The sequence below is a fragment of the Spirochaetota bacterium genome (assembly GCA_038043445.1).
Lineage (GTDB): Bacteria > Spirochaetota > Brachyspiria > Brachyspirales > JACRPF01 > JBBTBY01.
The window spans coordinates 47,976-67,669 of sequence record JBBTBY010000039.1; the positions used below are offsets into that span (position 1 = coordinate 47,976).

Genomic DNA, 19,694 nt, shown 5'->3' on the forward strand with positions numbered 1-19,694 from the left:
AGGGGATGATCATGGAACAAGTCATACGCACCATCATCGCGGCCGCACTGTGCACAGGAGCGGCATTCACACAGACGATAAAGGCAGGAAATGCCGCGGCCATCGTCCTTGACGGGAAACTGGATGAAGCATCGTGGCAGAGCGCCCCGTCTTCCGGGGCGTTCAGGTGGCTCAAGATACGCGAAAAGCCGTCCGCGCCGGTAAAAACGGAATTCCGCGTGATCACGGACAGCACCGCCGTATATATCGGCATTCGCCTCGATGAGCCGGAGATGGCAAAGCTCAAAGCCGCAACATTCGGCCGTGACAACATGGGGACATTCTCACAGGACTTAGTCGAGCTCTTCTTCGATCCGGAAGGCAAAGGGAACACCTACTATCAATATGCAATAAGCGCAGGCGGTGATCTCTGGGACGGTTACTTCATCGAGAAAGGGAATACCACCATCGGCGAATACACGGGGAATTGGGAAGCCGCTGTCCATAAGGACGATACGTTCTGGAGCGTTGAGGTGCGTATACCGCTCTCGGCGCTCTACTATACCGATGCAAAGAATTTCGGCACGACATGGAAATTAAATTTGTGCCGTGAACGGCAGACCGTCCCTGAACTTTCCACCTGGAGCTCGCTCGTAAAAGGATTCCATGAGCCGGACAATTTCCAGGCCGCAAGCGGCATGCCGAAAAAGGATGCGAAACATGATATCCGCATCACATTCATGGAAACGATACTCAACGGGCATGATGCCGGCACCTATTCTGGCTCGCTCGACATGAAGATCACTGCTTTCCTGCATACCGCCGGGACCTACAGTGTCGAAGTGAAAGACGAAGAGAACACCGTCATCGCCTCGCACGGCATTACCGTGAGCGCGGGGGAGAACAGGATATCCGTTCCGAACATCAGGATATCGAGACTGGGGAAGCAGTATCTGCACACCGTGCTTCGAATAAGCGGCGGTGACATCATCGCTGATATGTTCTACCCGGTGCGCTCTGAATATACCCCGCTTGTCATCGACATTACATCGCCATTTTACGGGAACGCTGTTTTCCCGGGACAAACGGTCGGCGCGATCGAAGGATCGGTAACGCTCAACATCGCGAAGGAAAAGGCCGCGAACGCGCGCGTTGAGGTGAGCATGGGGAGCGCCCGTGCGCCGGCGGTACTCCGTAACGGGAAATATCACTTCTCACTGCCGGGCGGCATAGCTGAAGGCGATCATACCGTCGCAGCCAGAGCGGTCGGCGCAGGCGCAACACTTGCCGAGGGCAGTACCGTCATACGGAAACTTCCCCCGTTCCCCGGGAGCATCGCCTATATCGACAAGGACCTCAATTTCGTACTCAACGGCAAACCGATGTTCATACGTTCCTGGTATAACGGCGGCGGCACATGGATGGTAAGCCGTGCGATACGGAGCGCAGGTAATGAAGGGCCTATAACGAAACACGTGAATGCATGGGAATGCATCCAGAACATGCAGGCTGAACGCATCGACAAAGCGGAGACACCCCGCACGAAGCTCGATGTGGAGCCCTCGCAGAAGATATTCGACACGCTCAAAAAGCGCATCGACGATAACCGTACGAACATGAATCTCCTCTGGTATTATCTAGAAGATGAACCGGAATGCCGCGGTGTATCGCCGGTATATCTGCGTCACTTGTACCGATACATAAAAAAGAACGATCCCTATCGCCCGGTACAGATCATCACCCGAGCGCCGGAACTGTACACCGAATGCGCGGACATTCTCGCGCCGCACCCGTACATAAGCCCGGTGATCGATGCGAACGGCGTGCGCCGTCTTTCCACACCGATGAAAAGCATACGCGATCAGCTTCGTACCGTTGCATCGGCGGGCAAGGGGCGTATAGCACCCTGGCTCTGCCAGCAGGCATTCTCGTATGAATTCCAAGACCCGTTCGCACACAACCCGAACTTCATCGAATACAACTGCATGTTCTGGTCGGCTGTCGCAAACGGATGCAAGGGGTTCGTGCCGTTCACCTACTGCTGGTCGCACAATTCCATGGACCTGCGCATGGGCACCGATTTTATCTATGAATCGCTCGCCGATCTTGAGCCCGCGCTCCTCGGCGGCGGCGACGAGATACTTCCTGCGACGGTACGCTCGGATGATGATGCCGTGGATGTGCTCGTACGCAGACACAAAAACACCGTGCTCGTGGTGAGCGCGAACGTCCTTCCGAAACAGGCAGCCGTGTCGGTATCGTGCCCAAAGCTCGGTACAACAACGCTCTTTGGCTACCGCGAGGACGGCACAGTGAACGTGGTCAACGGATCGTTCACGCTCTCGCTCGGCGCCTACGGCACACGCATACTTATGAACCCCAAGCGCGGCGAGGGACTGCAGTCTACCGCGGACTTCCTGAAAGAGCTTGATGCTGCGAATGCCGCGCTCAAGAGACCGGGGAACATACTTTACGGCCGCGGACGCGAGATCGATTATGACAGCTCCGACCCGTACATGGGAACGAAGCTCTACTCGCTCTGCGACGGCATTACCGATGCCTACGGCTGGGCGAACTGGTCGAAACCGATAAAAAAGGATGCGCCGGCACGTCTTGAAATGTCATTCCCGAATTTTACACCGAAATTCAAGAAGCTCGTCATTCATACCGCCACCATCGAAGACTGTTCGGCACTGATATGGAAATTCGGCGAATGGAAGTCTATCGGTGATGTGACCGGTAATAAAGAACGGACGATCACGTTCGAAATGCCGGAAAAGACATCGACGGTGAAACTGCAGATCATCACGACGAAGATAAAATCCGGCGAGCGCTGTGCGGAAATTTATGAAGTGGAAATGTATGAATAGCATCCATGCATGCTCTTAGCCTGCTTGCCAAATTGCCGTAACGGATTATCTTATCATCCATAGTCCGATAGGTCTTGGAGAACAGCATGGACACAGTTGTAAAAGGCGGTCTTCCCGATCCGTTCATCTGTGCGGACGGTCAACGCGTGCGCACTGCTGCTGAGTGGCGGAAAAGACGGGATGAGCTTTTAAAGGTCATACTCGATATTGAATACGGCGAGCTCCCGCCGACACCGGCGATACGTACCGCGCTCCTCCATCGCCATAACCCGGTCAAGCGGCTTCACGACTGTACTCACCAGCAGTACCGCATCAACATCGAGGGAGGCACCCGGCCATTCTGGTTCATCGTAGATATTCTCATACCGAACGGCGACGGGCCCTTCCCGGCAGTCATAAACGGCGACGGCTGCTGGAAATACGCATCAGACGAAGTGGCGCTCGAAGTGCTTTCACGCGGCTATATCTTCGCAACGTTCAACCGCACCGAGATAGCACCGGACGCATATTCGAGCGTACGCGATACCGCGTTATATCTCGTCTATCCGAAGAGCACCTTCGGCGCATTATCCGCATGGGCATGGGGGTATCACCGCGTCGTGGACTTCCTTATCAGGCAGAGCACTGTCGATGCATCGAAGATAGCCGTCGTCGGCCATTCGCGCGGCGGAAAATGCGTTCTCTTGGCAGGCGCAACTGATGAACGCATTGCACTCACCGCACCCAACGATTCCGGATGCGGCGGTGCGGGCTGCTTTCGGATAACCGGAGAAGGGAGTGAAATGCTCGCTGATTTACTCAAACCGGTGCCCTACTGGTTCTCGCCGAAACTGCGCGATTATATCGGCAAAGAGAGCGATCTCCCGTTCGACCAGCATTCGCTCAAAGCGCTTGTCGCTCCGCGGGCATTGCTCTCCACCGAGGCGCTCGGCGATCTCTGGGCGAACCCGAAAGGGACCTATGCCACCTATCTCGCAGCGAAAGAGGTGTACCGCTTCCTCGGTGCGGAGGAGAAGATCGGTATCTGGTACCGCGAGGGCGCGCATTCTCACGGCATCGATGACTGGAATGCATTCCTTGATTTCGCCGATATGCAGTTCTTTGGGGAAAAAGCGGCTTCGGATTACGCAACGAATCCATTCTCTTAGCGATGGTCATTACACCTCAATTTTATATATGACAAAAATGTATATCTATCCATTTTTGTATTGACAAATATGAATAGGCATACTATATTATCTCAATGACCGCAGCAAAGGAATACCGCTATCTTTTCCCGCTCATCGAAGATGACCTGAGCTCAAAAATGGTTTTTATCGGCGGGCCGCGTCAGGTCGGAAAAACCACGCTTGCAAAGGCCATAGCCGCTGCGGAAAAGAACGCGCTCTATCTCAATTGGGACAACACCGATCACCGCAGAAGCGTTCTGCGGTCACAGTTCCCACCGGATACTGCGCTCATCATCTTTGACGAGCTGCATAAGTATTCCCGATGGAAATCGCATATAAAAGGGATATGGGATACCCGCACCGGCGGGGAAAAGATCATCGTTACGGGGAGCTCGCGGCTCGATATTTACCGCAAGGGAGGGGATTCGCTGCTCGGGCGCTATCATTACTATCGGCTGCACCCTTTCAGTCTCGCGGAGATCGCCGCGCGGTCGGCCCCGAAGGAATTCACTTCGAAGCCTCCCATCCTCGATTTTTCGGCTGCCGCAAAAGGAATATCGGAACTCATGCGATTCGGGGGATTTCCCGAACCGTTCCTCGCCAGTTCCGAACGAAGCCTCAAGCGCTGGCAGCGGGAGCGGTTCGAACGCGTATTCAGGGAAGATATCCGTGATGCAGAATCCGTACAGCTACTTGGTCAGATCGAACTCCTTGGCGCGCTCATCCCTGAACGGGTATCATCTCCCTTATCAGCCGCCTCACTTGCCGAGGATATTCATACAAGTCCGAAAACCATATCATCTTGGCTTGAGCTGCTCTCGAGGAATTACTATATCTTCCGTGTCCCAGCATGGCACGGCAATCTCGCCCGTGCATTGACGAAAGAATCGAAGTACTATCTCTGGGACTGGTCAGAGGTAACCGACCCCGGACAACGCTTTGAGAACATGATCGCAAGCCATCTCAATAAATTCTGTCACTACTGTCATGATGCGTTCGGGATACAGGCGGAATTGTATTTCATCCGCGACAGGGAAAAGCGTGAGGTTGATTTTCTCATCACCTGGGAGAAAAAGCCCTTCCTTTTGGCGGAATGCAAGATCGGGAAGCCCGATTCACTGCGTCCGCTTGCGTACTTCGGATCGCGCCTTTCCGTCGAGAACCGTTTTCTTGTCACCCTCGAAAGGTCGTATTACCGGGATAAACAGACCGGTGTTCATGTGATCCCTGCAGACAGATTCCTCACTGCATTGGTTTAGCATCAGCACCGTTGATCGGACTTCTTCACCGCTGTTGCAGCGAGGCACGCAGGTTGGGATGGTGCGCCGAAAAAAACGCCCCCTAGCGCTGGGACGTCCAGCGGGAAGGCCTCAATCCTGTCCTATAATATTTTTCTGATGATCGAAGTCCATCCAGTTGACTTTCCATCCAGACATGGTAAACTGTATTTTACCGTGGTTCATTCCGCGGTGAGAAATGAGTATGATCTTAGAAAACTAAGGAGAAGACAATGACAACGGTACTTATCGTTGTCTTTTCCCTGGTTGCTTTCATTGCTGGTTTTATCGTGCGGTGGCTGTATGCCCGTACGAAGGCCCGATCGGCGGAGATGATGAGCAAGACGCTCATCGACGAGGCACGGCGAACGGCCGATGCCGAAAAGAAATCACTGCTGGTCGAGACTCGTGATCTGATATCGCGTGAACGGAACACTTTTGAGAACGAGGTTCGTGAACGACGGAGCGAGCTTTCTCAGCTAGAGAAGCGCATCCATCAAAAAGAGGAAAATCTCGACCGAAAGTACGAATCGATCGATCAACGAGAGCATGAATTAGCGAACAGGGAAAAGCGCAATCAGCAGCAGGAGGCGGAGCTTTCCACCGCAATGGAAAAGCACCGCAAAGAGCTCGAACGGATATCGGGGCTTTCCGCCGAAGAGGCGAAACGCGCCCTTATTTCCGCGCTTGAGGAAGAGGCGAAACGCGCCGCTTCCCGTACCATCGACAATATCGAGAAAGGCGCCATCGAAGCCGGCGAGAAGAAGGCCCGCGAGGTCATCATTCAGGCGATACAGCGCATCGCAGGCGAAGTGACGCAGGACGCATCGGTTTCATCGGTATCCTTGCCCGGCGAGGAGATGAAAGGACGCATCATCGGGCGCGAGGGACGCAATATCCGCACGCTCGAAACGCTCACCGGTGTGGACGTCATCATCGACGATACACCGGAGGCAGTGATAATCTCCTGCTTCGATCCGGTACGCCGCGAGGTGGCGAAACGCTCGCTCGAGAAACTCGTGCTTGACGGACGCATACACCCGGCACGTATCGAGGAAGTGGTCGAGCGGACCACGAAAGAGATAGAACATGTCATGATGGAAGAGGGCGAACGCGCCCGCATCGACATGAACATAACGTCGGTGCATCCGGAGATACTCCGCTATGTCGGACGGCTGCATTTCCGTACCAGCTACGGGCAGAACGTGCTCGCGCACATCAAGGAAGTATCGAACATCTCCGGCATCATCGCCGCCGAGCTCGGCGCGAACGTGGAACTTGCACGCCGCGGGGGCTTTCTCCACGACATCGGCAAGGCGGTCGAGGTCGAGGGCGAGGGATCGCACTCCATCGTGGGCGCGGAAATGGCGAAACGCTTCGGAGAACCGGAGACCATCGTCAATATCATCCGCGCGCATCACGGCGATGTGGACGCATTGTCGCCGGAAGCGGTCATCGTCAAGGCGGCCGACGCGATAAGCGCAGCACGCCCGGGCGCACGCCGCGAAAGCTTTGAGAACTACGTGAAGCGCCTTGAGAATCTCGAGCGCATCGCCAACAGTTTCGCCGGCGTCGAGAAGACGTTCGCGATACAGGCCGGCCGCGAGATACGCGTCATGGCGCGCAACGACATGGTCGACGACGCGAAGGCGAAGGACTTGGCGCGCGACATAGCACGGAAGATAGAGGAAGAATTGAAGTATCCGGGCATCATACGGGTGACCGTGATACGCGAAATGCGCGCGGTGGAAATAGCGCGCTGACGGGCATTGTCGATACGATACGGCGTAGCGGTGAGGCGAAAGTCCTGCCGTTACGCCTTTTTTATCAGCCGTGTTGTGAAACCTTGGTTTGTGCGTTATAATCGGCCCTTGCATATGAGCGTATCATCCAAAGGAAGTGCTTCATGGGCGATGAAGTGAAAGTTCTCTGTGTCGGCGACCTCATCGGCGATGCGGGGAGGAGCGCGCTTCGCGATACGCTCCCGAAGCTTAAGGAAGAACATCATATCGATTTTGTCGTTGCGAACGGCGAGAACGCTGCGGGCGGCTTCGGCATCACTCGCGACATAGCCGCCGATATCTTCAGCATGGGCGTGGATGCCATTACGAGCGGCAATCATATCTGGAAATGCAAGGACGTGTTCGCGTTCATCGGCGATGAGAAGCGGCTCCTTCGTCCGTTCAATTATCCGGAAGGCACGCCGGGCAACGGCTACACCGTGTTCGATGTCAATGGAAGAAAGATAGCCGTTCTGAATCTTCTCGGACGCACGTTCATGGACGCGGTGGACTGTCCGTTCCGCCGCGGTCTTCATGCCGTCAAGGCCATCGAAAAGGAAACGAAGATCATCATCGTCGATTTTCACGCCGAGGCGACGGCGGAAAAGCAGGCGATGGGGTATCATCTGGACGGCATCGTATCGGCGGTCACCGGTACGCACACGCATGTGCAGACGGCTGACGAGCGCATATTGAAGAACGGCACCGCGTACATCACCGACCTCGGCATGTGCGGCGGCGAGAATTCGGTCATCGGCATTCGGCGCGACGCGGCGATAAAGCGTTTCGTCACCAATCTCCCGCATAAATTCGAGGTCGATAAGGAAGACCCGGTGCTCCACGGGGCGGTCATCACGATAGATGCATCAAGCGGAAAGGCAACGGCCATCGAAAGGATACGGGCGAAGAAGCCATGACGGACCTGAAGGCGAATTATGCGCGTGTCGAAGAGCGCGTACGCGAGGCTCTGCACAAGGCCGGCGATGCCGACCGACGGGTGACCATCGTTGCGGTGACGAAGACGGTACCGATAGAGACCGTGCGCGAATTCGTCTCGCTGTCGCTCACTGCGCATCTCGGCGAGAGCCGCGGCCAGGAATTGCGCGACAAAGCGGCGGCGCTTGACAGCACCATACAATGGAACTTCATCGGGCCGATACAGACGAACAAAGTGAAATATATCGCCCGCGATGCCGCGCTCGTGCACAGCGTGGACTCCCGCGATATCATCGACGAACTCGATAAGCGATGCGCGGCGCTCAATCGCTCCATGGATATCCTGATACAGGTGAACATCAGCAATGAGGCGCAGAAAGGCGGTGTCGCCCCCGATGCGGCGGAAACCCTCATCGCTGCCGCGAAAGAGAAGGAACATCTTTCCGTGCGCGGGCTCATGGGCATCGCCTCATTATCGGACGACGCGGTAGCGGTGGAACGCGAATTCGCCCTGCTTCGCGACCTGCGCGACACGCTTAGCTCACGTTATCCATCGCTTACCGAACTCTCCATGGGCATGAGCTCGGATTTTGGATCAGCGCTCAAATACGGCGCCACGATACTGCGCATCGGCTCGCTCATCTTCGGTGAACGCGGGTAGCGCCGTGTATTGGAAAATACCGAACATAGCGAAATTCCCCGTGTATCTCACCGAGGATATCTACGAGAAAATAGAACAATACCCCCCCCATCACCACGACGCATATGCGATCATGTTCCTCATCGAGGGCCGCGGGCGCATGCGCATAGGCAGCGAAAGTTTCGCCATTGAAGGAGAACGCGTCATCATCGTCAACCGCGGGGAAGAGCATCAGATAATAGGCACGCCGGGCGGGACGCTGCATCTGTACAACATCTACTTCTCGCCGGAGGCGTTCGCGGTCAATGCGCGGAAATATCTCATCAATGTTCTCGATGCGCTCCCGCGCTCCGAACGCGTCATCGACGTGGCGCGCAATGCGCTCCTCATGACGATACCGGCGTCGCTGCGCGAAATGATCTATGAGAAGGATGATGCATCATTCGGCAGACGGCTGCATCTCACGCTGAAACTCGCCGAAATGGTGCTCAATATCGCGTTCTACCGCGAGCGGTCGCGCCGCATCGAGAGCGAACGGGCAGGCATGAACGGCATCATCGATTACGTGAGGACGAACTATTTCCGGAAATTATCGGTCGCCGATATGGCCGCGCTCATCCCTATCGGCACACGGCAGTTCACACGCAACTTCAAGAAGGAAACAGGCATGACGTTCAAGGAATACGTCAATCGCGTGCGGCTTAACCGAGCGAAGGCGCTCGTCGCCAATGGGGAGAACGCGGTGGCCGCGAGTTTCCAGATAGGATTTGAGAGCGTACCGTACTTCTATCGGGCGTTCAAGCGCGAGACCGGCATGACGCCCAACCGGTATGCAGCGAAAATGGCCGTGCATGCGGGACGAAAAAAGAAGAAATGAGATGTATCGTCCGCCGGAGCGTATGTTGCGGATCTATTCGACGCATTTTTCCATAAGTTCATGCGCTGTGCTCTCGTCGCGGCAATTGCAGATAACGAGAAGTCCATTCGCACCGACGTTCTTTACAAGATCGTCGACCTCGTCCGCATGCGCATAGACCTGGCATGCCTTCCCCGCATCGATGATCCTCCGTATGAGATCGTACCACTGATGAAGACGCTCTTTCCCAGCGCCCGGCTGCCATTGAATCGCTTTGAGGTCCTTCATCTCCAGAAGCGCATCGAGATGGACGATGGCGCCGATACCGTCGAGGTGATAGAACGGATAGTCCATCGCATCGAATATGTCGGCGAGATGCGGCACGCAGAATTCCCGGAACATGTCAGCCGAGAACATGTACGAGCAGTCCTCCTGCACCGGGAATGTCGTTCCAGGCGCCCACACACCCGCCCAGCCGATACCGCCGTGATCGCCTGAGGAGATGACAGATGCTATCTCATTGAACGAATCTATCCAGACACGCTTCATGTTCTCAAGCGCTTTTTTCAGGAGCGATGGTCGTTCCAGCATATCGATGAGCATCGGCTCCGTGCCGTATAATCCCGCGATGGTATCGAGAAGCCCCCCGAGCGCGTACGGAGCGATGAAGTGATGCCCTTGAGCGCACGCGGCTGAGCGCCGTGCCGTATCGATCAGCAGCCGATAATAGGGGTTCGTTCTGTCGCGAATAAGATCGGCCGCCGCTTCGAGCGAGTTAAGCGACGGATGCGACCATATCGTCGTCGTATCCACGAATTCAACCCTGCCGCCGAGCGTGCATGCCATGGCGCTTGCGCCGAGATCGAGATAATGATACGGCACCGCTTCTCCGTAGTACCGCGTATTGTCAATGCGGTGCATGGTACGCGCGATAATGCCGTCGACGTTCATCCAATGTTCGGTCATATCGTGCGACGGACCTTCGCTTTTCGGGGCGACCGTGGCGATGATGCAGGGGTGTTCCTGTTCGCCGCATTCCCACCAATTCGCGATCCGCGATGTTATCGCCGGCATCCGTCCGTGATCAAAGCCGATAGTGCGTTCGACAGTTCTTACATCCGTACGCATGCCGTTACTCCTCGACAATGACAACGCGCTTAATAGCCGCTGCCGTATACCCGATGCTTTGTCTGCCCGTGCGCTTGCGTTCAAACGCTGCCCGGACCTCATCCGCCGTTACCGCGCGTGCGGCTATCATGAGCTCGTCAAAAAGCCCGAGGAACGCATTCTCCCCGTTGTAGCCGGCATGCACCGGCAATTGCATCGAAAGGGGGCCTGTGAAAGCAGCCGGTATCGGGCGTTCAGCGTCGAGTTCACCGTTGCAATAGAAACGAGTTTTCCCGGCATCTCGGTCAACCGTGATGACGATGCATGTCCACGCCTTGAGCGGGACTTTGGCGCTTGATGACGAGCCCCCGTTCACCGGTGCTGCGGCGCCGGCAGGGGTGAGCCCCATTTCCATTTCGATGATGCCGTCATTGTTCATATCGACGTTCCACCAGCGCTTTGGATATTCGGATACGCCCATGATGCGCTTCATGCGATACTTCGAGGCGGTGTCGTATTCGAACGGACATATCCAGAACGAGAGCGTAAAGCTGCCGGTATCGAATTTGCCGGCATCCTTCGGCAGATCGAGCCCTGTGCCCGGTTTGTCGAACAAGAGCGCTGTGCCGAAACTGCCCAATACCCATTTTGCCCCGGTAAGGGATGCATGATATCCGTTGCCGGAGCTGTCCTCGACTCGGACAGCGCTGGGCACATCGAATTTCCAGATGCCCAGAATGCCGTCTGCCGCTGTGCCGATGGAGACGATACAAAGGAATAGCAGGGAACAGGCAAGGTGCTTCATACGCAACCCCTCGATATTATTTGACGGCGCGGAGATCGAAATTATCGATGTAGAACACCGCCGTATTCGTGCTCATGCTCGCGAACCCGACCCAGTTGATCGTCTTGAATTTATCGCTCGTGAACGGACATTCTGCTTTCACCCGTGTCCCGCCCGCCGGTGTGATCGAAACCGCGAAACTGCCCGGCGCACCCACTGACGTATCGAACGCGATGTGTAGCTGAAACCACGTGCCCGGCTCTACGACGGTGATCTCCCGCTCGCCGACGCGCACCGCACCGTTCATGTCGATGGAGACCGAAGGCCCGGCAAAAATGGTCTTACTCCAATCGCGCATCTCAAAGTAGAAATTCGCCGGCGTTTCCCTGCTGTTCATAATGTCGCAGGAGAATTCGTATTTCCCGGGCTTCATGCTCGCGCGATAGTTCCAGTGCGGATTAAAATCGTATTTCAGGCCCGGCGCATCGGTGATCTTGAGCGCCTGCGCACCCCCCGCGCCCTTCACCGCGTCCACGGCGATGGAGTCCCCTTTATTCTCCGTGGTCGCTGTAATCTCGGCTGGAACACCGCCCGCATCCGTGGATTCAAAATCCTCGATGATGCGCGTTGCTTCCTTGAGCGGAGGGGCTGCTTCAAATGCGCGATTCACGATCTTTTTCGGGAGCGCTGTCCATGCAGTATCGCCGTAAAGCCCGATGGAAGACATGTCGATGGGTGTGAATCCGATCTGCGACAGTGCCGGGGAGGACTGCTTCAGGCGAAGGTCCCTTTTTGCAGCGTTCTCGAACAGCGGATCGGCAAAGAGGGAGGCCGCATCGTTGCCTTTCGCCTTCCAGGCATCGAACGTGTCGGTTATGAACGTGAGCCCGTCGGCCGAGTTCCAGTACAGATTGGACGCGAAACGCAGCTTTGTCGGGTCGTGGATGATGCCGTCGACCGCGGCGCCGTTCGTGCAGTAGACGATGTTGCCGTAGAAATCGACCTGCCGATCATCATGTACCCTTTTATTCCCGGTGAAATAGAGGCCGGTACCTGCGAACGCGAAGATATTGTTGCGAACGATATCACCATACGGATATTCATACGAATGAGGGAAAAATGCGCTATCCCGAATGTCATGGACGATGTTGTTCTCGACCAGTATTTCCGAACTCCCCGCATCGAGATAGATGCCGTGGCCGCCATAGCCCAGATGTCCCTGCTCGAAACGGGTGACATCATGTATCAGATTATTGTTGATGCGTGTGCCGGGGGAAACGCCGAGCGTATAAATGCCGGCCATATCGCAGAGTACACCGTTGCCGATGTGATGGATGTGATTGTATTCCGCGATGTTGCCGCTCGTCATGCTCTTCTGCTTGCCGCTCCAGCTCCAGCCGAGTGAAACGCCGGAGTAGCTGAGATCGCATATCTCATTATGTGAGACGGTATTGCCGTGTGCGCATCTGCCCATAAAGACGCCGATGCCGGCGTGAAAGATATGCCCGCCGTCGTGGATGAAACAGTTGTCCACGACGTTGCGCTCGATGACGAACGATGCCCCGTCATTATTCTGATCGTCGCCCATATAGACGCCGCCGCCGCCGAGGTCGTGCATGTGGAGGCGGCGGAACACGTTGTCCTTGCAGCCGAACTTGAGCGATATCGCGTGCTCGCCGACATGGGTGATCTCGCAATCCTCGAACACGACGTGACGCATGCCGGCAGCGGTTATCGCGCCTGTCTGAAGATGTGCACCCTGCACGCTGTTCTTTACTTTCTCGACATCAAGGAGCGCGTTGACGTGCTGGAAGGAAAGTCCCTGGAAACGGATATGCTCCACGAATGCATCTTTGCCCACGTCCCCCTCGAATGATACGAGCGTCCTATCGATGACCGGTGCTATGACCTGTGCGATGGAGGTATCTTCTCCCGGCAAAGGATAATAGAAGAGCGTGCCGTTGGTGTTGAGGAACCATTCGCCGGGTGCATCGAGTGCTTCAAAGACGTTCTCAACGAAGTAACGCACGGAGGTGCCGAAGAAGAACCCCGGTGATTCCTGCCAGAATTCAACACGCTTTTTTTTCAGATCAAGCACGCGGAGATAGTTGATCGACGAGACCCAATTATGGAAGAGTACGATATATGCCTCTTCGAGATTTGACCATTTCTGGATGTCGTTCTCGCTGAACATTATCCCTTTCGTGGGGGAATTGTATTCCGGCGTTTTTTTGATGATGCTCCTAGTGAAAAAGTATTTCCCCGCGTTCGGCGTGCGCGCGCGTATGCGCCGTTCCCCGTTCACGAAAAGCGAAGTGAAATAGAGCTTCCCTGCGCCTCCATCCGCGATACGCGTGCTCCAGAGTTGTCCCGACTTTTTCCACCCGGTCATACGCATGCCGCCGCTTATGACAACGCGTTCCCCCTTGTACGACCGATAGCTGACAGGGGCATTCGCTGTGCCGGAATCGGCTGGGGTGAATACGATCGGCTTTGTGACGGTATACATGCCGCCGCGGAGTTCGATCACCGTTTCAGTGCTCTTCCCTGCCGTACGGACCGCTTCCTGCGCGCGTGCTATCGTTGCGAAGGGGCCGTCCGTCTTCGCCGCGTTGACGGCAGGCAGTGTCCCGCTCCAGGCGTCATTGCCGTTCGTTGCGATATACCAGCTCGCTGCGGGAAGAAGCCATGCGCACAGTGCCGAGGCGAAGAGGGTATACGCTGTTCTACGAAAACCCATGGTGTGCTCCTTGATGCCGGTACGGGACGACAGCCGCAGTGCTGTATCGATATCCAGTATATGCAGAACCGTTCTCGAGCGCAACAAGAAATCGATAGTATCGATTTTTGATGGTACATCCTTGTCATTTGCGGTCCGGGGCAGTACAATAGAGCAGGTGATCCGTCATGAAAATACCGCGGCGTTCGATAACATTCCCGAATATGGCCCGCTGCCGAGGCTATTTTCCCGAAATGGTCAAGCGCGGACGTGTCCTGCAAAGGGCGGTCCTTGCCGCGGATTCGACCTCTATCCGTGACCGGATAACGCATCCCTACATCGTCGGCGCCGGGTTCGTCCGTCCGCAGGCATGGCGCGCACCGATTCACGACCATAGGCATGCGCGGGCTCTGCTCATGCTCCATATCCCTGAAGGAAGCTGTGAGATAAAACTCGGGACACGGCGGTACACCGGCAAGGCCGGTGAGACCTTCTTTGTACCGGCGGGAACGCGTATCGCGGGCATAACGCCCGTCACGCCGCCGGGCGGATACTATTGGCTTGTGATCGAGTACCCTCATCCCGGCGATGGGCTGCTCATGCTTTCTGCGGCGGAAACCACGGCGCTGTTCCGGCGAATACGGCGGATGAAGGTGAATCTTTTCCCCGCAGGCGGATCTTTTGAAAGACTTTTCTCGGAGCTGTATGATTCGCTCACGGCACGGGATGACATTGGATTTATCGCCTTCGCTCCCGCGGTCATCGGCCTCCTTTTGTCAGCCGTCCGTTCGCGGGGATCGGCACCGGCGCCCGGCTCATCACTCGTGGTCCGCGCGAAGCGGCATATCGACATGCTGACGCGTGAGCGTGCCATCGGCATGCAGGAGCTCTGCGACGGCATCGGTGTGAGCGCCGCGACGATACGGAAGATATTCAAACGCGAAACGGGTGTTTCACTGAAGCAGTATCACCTTGCGAAAAAGATAGAACATGCGTGCGCGATGCTGAGTGATACGGTCAGCGTTACGGATTGTGCGTATCATCTCGGCTTCGCATCGCCGGCCCATTTTGCATCAGCGTTCCGGCGGTTTACCGGCGCCGCCCCGAAGGAATATGCAAGAACGGCGAATACGCGGATGAAGCCGTAGTATGCGATCGGGTATCAGGGAATATCTGATCGTATCCATTGGAGTGCTCAGCACTGCGTTCGGGATACCCGCGGATGAAAGTACGATACAGAAGGCTGATTCCCTGTATCGGGAAATGAAGCGTTCCTCCGGCGCTGCTGCTGAGCGTGCAGGGATGGCCGCGCGGCGCTCGTATGCCGTCATTATGGCGAACGGTGCGCCGGAGCATATCCTTTACCGCTACGCGGATACCGTGAGCACCGTGCACTTCTCGCTCGATATCGGCACCTGCGATGAAAAGAAAAGGGCCTATCGCGATGCACTCGCACTGATCGCGAAGTGTTCGACGAACACGAATACGTCCGCAGTGTACCATCTGTCATCAGCGCTGCTTTTCGCACGAATGATCGACTGCGCAGATGCGTTCGAGATAGCGGGCAGCGGGTATGCCGACAGGATACGATATCATCTGGACCGTTGCCTCTCGCTCGGGAACAATTTCGCTCCCGATCTGACATTCCTCTTCTACGGGCGTCTTCATGCCATCGCCCCGCATGTCCCGATATTCCAGACATGGCCGGATAAGGCGAAAGCACGGGAGTATTATGAACGCTCGCTTGCAATAAACCCGAATTCCCTTGTCGCGCGTTTTTTCCACGCCGATCTCCTGCATGATGCCGGCGACCGCGATCGGGCGATGCAGATGTTCCGCGACATCGCCCGTGTGGCGCCGTCAGCTGATGACAGGGCTTCTGATACGAAGACCATAGCAATGTGCAAAACGCGCATGAAGGCGTTCGGCATAGCGGAGCAGTGAATGGGAAAAATACTCATCCATGACCGCATGCAGAAGGGGTATGCATATCAGCTCACCGAACCGGAGGGGGAGAATTTCCATCCCGATTTCAAGCCGGAGCTTACACCGAAACAGATGCTCGCTCTGGGCGTATTCGGCGGGAAATACATGACCGACTGCACGAAGGAATTCCCTGCGTCATGGTTCACGCATGCCAAACTTGCACGCAAAAAAAAGGACGCGACGCTCAACTATTTCGGCATTGATGCATCGAAACCGCTCCGCTACTGGCGCGAAAAAGGATGGATACGCCCGCAGGACCCGCGGGGATGGTTCCAATGGTATTGCCGATACTATCGCGGACGGCGCAGCGAAGATGATGATCGGCAGATCAAGCGGTGGAAGGCGATGGTGCGTCATATCGCACAACTCAAGAACTGCGACGGCGACCTCAATTGCCGCAGACGCCAGCGTCAGGCGCTCCTTCATTGGGCGTATGACAGCAGGAAAATGTGACAGCATAATTTTACATCGCCCCGTATTCATGATATACTCCCGCAGACATCACACGTGGAGCTCTACATGAAAAAGCATATCGCTATTATCGGTGCCGGCCCGGGAGGGCTTACCGCTGCCATGATACTCGCCCATCGCGGCTTCAAGGTGAGCGTGTTCGAGAAGGACAGTACGGTCGGCGGCCGCAATAAGGCGATAGTGCTCAAGAAAGGCGCGAACCGCTACACGTTCGATACCGGTCCCACATTCCTCATGCTGAAGAATGTTCTTGATGAGGTGTTCGAGGAAGCCGGCACCGAATCGAAAAAACATCTTAAATTCAACAAGCTCGATCCCATGTACCGGCTTTCCTTCGATGATGTCGTGTTCGAACCGAGCTCAGACCATAAAAAGATGGAAGCGATGATCGAACGGATATATCCGGGACAGGGAATGGGTCTTGCGAAATATCTTGCGCGTGAAAAGGTGCGGTTCGACCGGATGTATCCCTGCCTCCAGAAGGAATACGGCAGCGCGCGCGAACTTCTTTCCAAGGAATTCCGCGGTGCGCTTTCGCATCTGTCCATCGGCCGTTCGCTCATGGATGTGCTTCGCGGCTATTTCTCCAACGAAAAGCTCGCGCTCACCTTCACGTTCCAGGCGAAGTATCTCGGCATGTCGCCATGGGAATGCCCGGGCGCGTTCACCATCATCTCGTATATAGAGCATGCCTTCGGCGTGTATCATACCGAGGGCGGGCTTTCGGCGATATCGGACGCAATGGCAAAAGTCGTAAAGAAGAACGGCGGGTCGATATATCTTCATGCGCCGGTAAAACGCATCGTCGTGAAGGACAAGGCGGCTACGGGCATAGAACTTGCCGATGGCGAGATAGTGCCCGCGGACGATGTCATCATCAACGCCGATTTCGGTCATGCGATGACGAACCTCTTTGACGACGGCGTACTGAAAAAGCACAGCAAGAAGAACGTTGCGAAGAAGGATTATTCCTGTTCGATATTCATGATGTATCTCGGCGTGAAGAAACGCTACGATATGCCCCATCATTCCATTGTTTTTGCTGATGATTACAAGGGCAATGTCGCCGATATCTTCAAGCGAAAAGTGCTTTCGAAGGATACATCGTTCTATGTGCGCAACGCCGGCGTTACCGACAGGACGCTCGCACCCAAGGGGCACAGCGCGCTTTACGTGCTTGTACCGGTGGCGAACCTTACGGGGGACATCGACTGGGCTTCGGTGAAGGATGAATTCCGCGATATCGTGCTTGACGCCATTGAGAAGAAGACGGTGATGAAGGACCTTCGCAGGAACATCGTCTGCGAAAAGATCATCACGCCGGACGGCTGGCGCGATGACTACAACGTATACAACGGCGCAACGTTCAATCTCTCGCATAAGCTCACCCAGATGCTCTTCCTCCGTCCGCACAACCGTTTCGAGGAAGTGGACCGTGTCTATCTTACCGGCGGCGGCACGCATCCGGGGAGCGGACTGCCGACGATATACGAATCAGCGCGTATCAGCGCGAACCTCATCAGCAAAAAATACAAGGTACCCTACGTTTCGAAGAACACCCTTGTTTAAAAAGATTCGTATTGTATAGGCATGAACTGGCTGGATTTCGGTCTGCGCATGCATTCGATCACTGAGCGACTATCACCAGCGGCAGCCATCGCCCATCGCCTGCGAAGGATATGGGACCCCGCGCTCTATCACGGTTACGGGAAAAAGCGGCACTTCTTCGAGGGATGGTATTACAAGCTCATATCAGCCGACGGCAAGAGCCGCTTCGCTGTTATTCCCGGGATAGCCCTGGGTGATGCGAAGGAGACGCCGCATGCCTTCATTCAAGTACTTGACGGGATGGCCAGGGCATCGCATTACATACGATTTGACGCCGGTGAATTCTCTTTTAACGATCATCGTTTTGAGGTATGTATCGGCAAGAACCGTTTTACGCGCGACGGCATCAGGTGCGATGTGTCGAACGGCGCATACCGGTTCAGCGCCGATGTCTCGTTCTCAGGATGCGTGCCCTGGCCCGTGACCTTGCTCTCTCCAGGCATCATGGGGCCGTATGCATTCGCCCCGTTCATGGAATGCTATCACGGCGTGCTCAGTTTCGATCACCTCATTTCCGGCACCATCATGAATAATAAGAAAAAAATGTCGATGAACGGCGGACGCGGCTACATAGAAAAGGACTGGGGGCGGTCATTCCCGTCGGCATGGGTGTGGATGCAGACGAATCACTTCACGCGGGAACGCGTATCGCTCACCGCATCGGTAGCGAACATCCCCTGGATGGGAGGAAGTTTCACCGGCTTCATTGCGGGGCTCTACCTCGGCGGAAAGCTTTATCGCTTCGCAAGCTACACCGGAGCGCGTCTTGTTTCCATTGTTCCGGAGAAAAGATCAGTACGCTATGTTCTTGCCGACAGGAAGAGAACGTTATCGCTCACCGCATACCGTGCACCGGGGGCGAATCTCGCTTCCCCGTCCCACGGCGTCATGGAAGGGCGTATAGCCGAGAGCATGTCGGCGCGTATCGCGGTAACGCTTACCGAAAACGGGCGAACCGTGTTCAAGGATGAGGGCGTGCATGCGGGGCTTGAGATAAGCGGGAATATCGGGAATATAGATCACCAGTAAGCACCGGATACGTGCTCTGAGTATCATCGAGAGGCAGTAATGCGTGTTATCATCACCGGCGGCACAGGACTTATCGGACGCTCATTAGCGGAGCATCTCACCGCGGACGGCTGTGCTGTGGTCGTATTGAGCAGAAGACCGGGATCGAGAACACTTCCTAAGGGTGTCCGTGAGGTGCACTGGGACGGCCGCAGTGCGTCGGGATGGGGACATCTTGCCGACGGCGCCGATGCGATAGTGAATCTTGCGGGGGCGCCCATCGCATCCGGGCGTTGGACCAATGCGCGAAAACGCATGATACTGCAGAGCCGCGTCGATGCCGGCAGCGCTGTTGTTGCGGCCGTGCGTGCGGCCGTAAAAAAACCATTAGTGGTGATACAATCCTCCGCGACAGGTTATTATGGTCCCCGCGATGACACCCCCGTCATTGAACGTACATCTCCCGGCGGCGATTTTCTCGCATCGGTGTGCACGGCATGGGA

At 55.8% G+C, this 19,694-nt stretch carries 16 protein-coding genes; 13 read left to right on the forward strand and 3 right to left on the reverse strand.

Annotated features, from left to right (window positions below):
* The first annotated feature begins 11 nt into the window (after positions 1-11).
* The 7 genes from AABZ39_05995 to AABZ39_06025 all read left to right on the forward strand — a co-directional run bounded on the left by AABZ39_05995 (position 12) and on the right by AABZ39_06025 (position 9,529).
* Positions 12-2,849 carry a sugar-binding protein gene (locus AABZ39_05995; GenBank protein MEK6794306.1) on the forward strand — a complete coding sequence of 946 codons (2,838 nt, stop codon included), beginning with the start codon at positions 12-14 and terminating at the stop codon, positions 2,847-2,849.
* An 86-nt stretch (positions 2,850-2,935) separates the two neighbouring features.
* The gene (locus AABZ39_06000) at positions 2,936-3,997 is read left to right on the forward strand and encodes a hypothetical protein (protein MEK6794307.1); all 1,062 of its coding nucleotides are present in this window, start codon (positions 2,936-2,938) and stop codon (positions 3,995-3,997) included.
* A gap of 95 nt (positions 3,998-4,092) precedes the next feature.
* Complete coding sequence (locus AABZ39_06005; GenBank protein MEK6794308.1) at positions 4,093-5,277, forward strand: AAA family ATPase; 1,185 nt, start codon at positions 4,093-4,095, stop codon at positions 5,275-5,277.
* Positions 5,278-5,528: 251 nt separating this feature from the next.
* On the forward strand, positions 5,529-7,058 hold the full coding sequence (gene rny / locus AABZ39_06010) for a ribonuclease Y (GenBank protein MEK6794309.1): 1,530 nt from the start codon (positions 5,529-5,531) through the stop codon (positions 7,056-7,058).
* Positions 7,059-7,201: 143 nt separating this feature from the next.
* Entirely contained in the window at positions 7,202-7,993 is a 792-nt protein-coding gene (locus AABZ39_06015) for a TIGR00282 family metallophosphoesterase (protein MEK6794310.1), read from the forward strand.
* Positions 7,990-8,673, forward strand: coding sequence for a YggS family pyridoxal phosphate-dependent enzyme (locus AABZ39_06020; protein MEK6794311.1), 684 nt, complete (start codon positions 7,990-7,992; stop codon positions 8,671-8,673). Before AABZ39_06015 ends, AABZ39_06020 begins: the two co-directional genes overlap by 4 nt.
* A complete protein-coding gene (locus tag AABZ39_06025) occupies positions 8,660-9,529 on the forward strand; it encodes an AraC family transcriptional regulator (GenBank protein ID MEK6794312.1) in 870 nt (289 codons plus the stop codon). Before AABZ39_06020 ends, AABZ39_06025 begins: the two co-directional genes overlap by 14 nt.
* Positions 9,530-9,562: 33 nt before the next feature.
* Here the strand turns inward: AABZ39_06025 and AABZ39_06030 are convergent, their stop codons facing one another.
* From AABZ39_06030 to AABZ39_06040, 3 genes are read right to left on the reverse strand one after another with little or no spacing between them, the layout of a single operon-like run.
* Entirely contained in the window at positions 9,563-10,636 is a 1,074-nt protein-coding gene (locus tag AABZ39_06030) for a hypothetical protein (GenBank protein ID MEK6794313.1), read from the reverse strand.
* A 4-nt stretch (positions 10,637-10,640) separates the two neighbouring features.
* A complete protein-coding gene (locus tag AABZ39_06035) occupies positions 10,641-11,420 on the reverse strand; it encodes a LamG domain-containing protein (protein MEK6794314.1) in 780 nt (259 codons plus the stop codon).
* 16 nt (positions 11,421-11,436) lie between these two features.
* Entirely contained in the window at positions 11,437-14,139 is a 2,703-nt protein-coding gene (locus AABZ39_06040) for a right-handed parallel beta-helix repeat-containing protein (protein MEK6794315.1), read from the reverse strand.
* 167 nt (positions 14,140-14,306) lie between these two features.
* Between AABZ39_06040 and AABZ39_06045 the strand changes: the two genes are divergently transcribed.
* The 6 genes from AABZ39_06045 to AABZ39_06070 all read left to right on the forward strand — a co-directional run.
* On the forward strand, positions 14,307-15,266 hold the full coding sequence (locus AABZ39_06045; protein MEK6794316.1) for an AraC family transcriptional regulator: 960 nt from the start codon (positions 14,307-14,309) through the stop codon (positions 15,264-15,266).
* Between the two features lies 1 nt (position 15,267).
* Positions 15,268-16,062, forward strand: coding sequence for a hypothetical protein (locus AABZ39_06050; protein ID MEK6794317.1), 795 nt, complete (start codon positions 15,268-15,270; stop codon positions 16,060-16,062).
* The gene (locus AABZ39_06055) at positions 16,063-16,557 is read left to right on the forward strand and encodes a hypothetical protein (GenBank protein ID MEK6794318.1); all 495 of its coding nucleotides are present in this window, start codon (positions 16,063-16,065) and stop codon (positions 16,555-16,557) included. It begins immediately after the preceding gene.
* Between the two features lie 66 nt (positions 16,558-16,623).
* The gene (gene crtI, locus AABZ39_06060; GenBank protein MEK6794319.1) at positions 16,624-18,144 is read left to right on the forward strand and encodes a phytoene desaturase family protein; all 1,521 of its coding nucleotides are present in this window, start codon (positions 16,624-16,626) and stop codon (positions 18,142-18,144) included.
* 21 nt (positions 18,145-18,165) lie between these two features.
* Entirely contained in the window at positions 18,166-19,212 is a 1,047-nt protein-coding gene (locus AABZ39_06065; protein ID MEK6794320.1) for a tocopherol cyclase family protein, read from the forward strand.
* Positions 19,213-19,251: 39 nt separating this feature from the next.
* Positions 19,252-19,694, forward strand: a 443-nt coding sequence (locus AABZ39_06070; protein MEK6794321.1) for an NAD-dependent epimerase/dehydratase family protein, incomplete at its 3' end; no start/stop codon positions are given.